6 protein-coding genes are annotated in these 2,021 nt (G+C 46.5%); all 6 read left to right on the forward strand.

Annotated elements, in window-relative coordinates; translation table 11 throughout:
• Positions 1-147 precede the first annotated feature (147 nt).
• Genes IQ211_RS18965 through IQ211_RS18990 form a run of 6 tightly spaced genes read left to right on the forward strand, consistent with a single transcriptional unit; the run spans position 148 to position 1,895 of the window.
• On the forward strand, positions 148-480 hold the full coding sequence (locus IQ211_RS18965; RefSeq protein WP_189761361.1) for a phage holin, lambda family: 333 nt from the start codon (positions 148-150) through the stop codon (positions 478-480).
• Positions 481-508: 28 nt separating this feature from the next.
• Complete coding sequence (locus IQ211_RS18970; protein ID WP_193836462.1) at positions 509-700, forward strand: hypothetical protein; 192 nt, start codon at positions 509-511, stop codon at positions 698-700.
• Positions 697-1,092: a structural protein gene (locus IQ211_RS18975; protein ID WP_189761360.1), complete on the forward strand. Its 396-nt coding sequence runs from the start codon at positions 697-699 to the stop codon at positions 1,090-1,092. Before IQ211_RS18970 ends, IQ211_RS18975 begins: the two co-directional genes overlap by 4 nt.
• A complete protein-coding gene (locus tag IQ211_RS18980; protein WP_189761362.1) occupies positions 1,089-1,469 on the forward strand; it encodes a hypothetical protein in 381 nt (126 codons plus the stop codon). The genes IQ211_RS18975 and IQ211_RS18980 overlap by 4 nt, the downstream gene beginning before the upstream one ends.
• Positions 1,384-1,638, forward strand: a complete 255-nt coding sequence (gene lysC / locus IQ211_RS20295) for an Rz1-like lysis system protein LysC (protein WP_420856253.1) — start codon at positions 1,384-1,386, stop codon at positions 1,636-1,638. The genes IQ211_RS18980 and lysC overlap by 86 nt, the downstream gene beginning before the upstream one ends.
• Before the next feature lie 14 nt (positions 1,639-1,652).
• Positions 1,653-1,895 carry an Acb2/Tad1 domain-containing protein gene (locus IQ211_RS18990; RefSeq protein WP_189761357.1) on the forward strand — a complete coding sequence of 81 codons (243 nt, stop codon included), beginning with the start codon at positions 1,653-1,655 and terminating at the stop codon, positions 1,893-1,895.
• Positions 1,896-2,021 lie beyond the last annotated feature (126 nt).

Below are 2,021 nucleotides of genomic sequence, written 5' to 3' on the forward strand. Positions count from 1 at the left end.
AATCAGCCATCCCTCTACTAGTTGATTGATTTTTGGCTGATCTAGCAGCTTACCTTAACTATCAACCTATTACTTTTAACCAACTCACAGGGGTAACCATCGTTCACCCCAAGGACGCCCATTGTTCAAATGGGGTGGAATATGAAGATGAAAGAAAATCCTGATACCTGGGTACATATCAGTGACTGGCTCTTATCGGTCAAAGAGCAAGGCATCTGGGCAACCCTCGCTGGAACAATGGCGTTCTTCCGAGGTCGCTACAACGGGGGCGGCTGGGTAAAGGTATCAATCGATGCCTTTATGTGTGCCATGTTCGCCTGGTTCATTCGTGATGTATTAAATCTGTTCGGTCTGAATCCTGACTTGGCCTACATCGGCAGTGTGGTGATTGGCTACTTGGGTACAGACTTCATTGGCCAACTGCTGCGTAAGATGGCAGAGAAAAGGGCGGGGGTAAAAATTGACGAGCCAAAACAGTGAGTCAGTATTTGGTGTGAGCTTTTCTTACATGGTAGAGCTTCTACATCAAAATCGTCGTCGCTGGTTGTTGCGTAAATGGCGTGGCTATTGGAATGAAGACAGGGACATTCGAGAGCAAGTTCGCTACTCCAAGTACCTACGCGCTTTATTTAATTTTGAGAGTCGTTATCGGGTTATCAAGTTGTTCGTAAGGGCTGACCAAGAAAGGGGAAAAATCTGATGAGAGGCATTCGTAATAACAATCCGGGCAATATCCGCCACGGCGCTGGCTGGCAGGGACTGTGCAGCAGGCAGACGGATAAGTCATTCTGTCAGTTTATCGCACCAGAATATGGTATTCGGGCGATGCTCAAAATCCTGCGCAATTACGTGAAACTCTATGATGACAGGACCATCCGCCAGTTTATTTCCCGCTGGGCACCCCCGAATGAAAATGACACCGAGAGTTACATTGCCTATGTCAGCGATATGGTGGATATCTCTCGCGATGCGGTGATTGATGTTAACAATCAGGACGTCATGACAGCATTAGTCAAGGCGATGATCTACATGGAGAACGGCAAGCAGCCTTATTCCGATGATGTTTTCACACGGGCGTTTGAGATGCTATGAACTGGAAATTACAGGTCTATTCAATAGTTGGCGTTGTGCTGCTGGGTTATATCTGTAATTACCTCATTGACAGATATATTGAGGTGCGGGATGAAAATGAATCACTGAAACAGCAGAACCAGCACCAGCAGTCCATCACCGACAACGCCTACCACTCTATCAGGTTATTCCATGACATCTCACGAATTAATAGCGAAAACCGGCAGCGGTCAGCCGTGGATTCTGAGAAAACTCAGGCCGCCATCAAAACTATTGTTGTTAATCATGATTGCGCCGCTCGCACTGTGCCTGATGGGGCTGTTAGCCGGTTGCAGCAGCACGCGAACCGAATACGTTCCGGTGCCGCCGATACCGATTCCGGCGCATCTGCTCGCTGATTGTCAGCCACCTGTAATACCGGACAAAATGACATGGGTTGACAGTCTGATTTTGAATGAGCAACTGTTGACAGTCATTGAGCAATGCAATCTGGATAAACGGGCGATACGGGAAATTGAAGAAAAACAAAACCCAGTTCCTCGGATTGAGAGAGTGGGCGAATACTGAATGTAGGAGTAATAATGGAAAACCAACACCGTAAGATCACGGGGTATCGTGAATTATCCCAAGATGAAATTGATTGCATGAATAAGATTAAAGCGAAAAGTGCAGAATTAGGTCAGCTCTATGATTATCTTGTAGCGACACATACACAAACAGGAAACCACCAAATTGATATGCGTTGGCTGAACGAAGGGCGAACTGAACTGCAAAAGGGCATTATGTGTTGGGTTCGTGCCGTGGCTCAACCAACTACATTCTGATTGAGTGTGGGAGAGCACAGTAATGACAGACAAACTCAAACCGTGCCCGTTTTGTAGTGGTTCAGATACGGCTGTTAATTCATATTCAAATGACACGTGGTTTTTTGTGCAATGTACTGACTGTGG

The organism is Xenorhabdus griffiniae (assembly GCF_015163655.1).
GTDB lineage: Bacteria > Pseudomonadota > Gammaproteobacteria > Enterobacterales > Enterobacteriaceae > Xenorhabdus > Xenorhabdus griffiniae.

What these genes read in the sequence shown, in the direction of transcription:
- lysC (WP_420856253.1), top strand. Translation starts at nt 1,384, where the DNA reads ATGGGGCTGTTAGCCGGTTGCAGCAGCACGCGAACCGAATACGTTCCG.
- IQ211_RS18990 (WP_189761357.1), top strand. Translation starts at nt 1,653, where the DNA reads ATGGAAAACCAACACCGTAAGATCACGGGGTATCGTGAATTATCCCAA.
- IQ211_RS18980 (WP_189761362.1), top strand. Translation starts at nt 1,089, where the DNA reads ATGAACTGGAAATTACAGGTCTATTCAATAGTTGGCGTTGTGCTGCTG.
- IQ211_RS18965 (WP_189761361.1), top strand. Translation starts at nt 148, where the DNA reads ATGAAAGAAAATCCTGATACCTGGGTACATATCAGTGACTGGCTCTTA.
- IQ211_RS18970 (WP_193836462.1), top strand. Translation starts at nt 509, where the DNA reads ATGGTAGAGCTTCTACATCAAAATCGTCGTCGCTGGTTGTTGCGTAAA.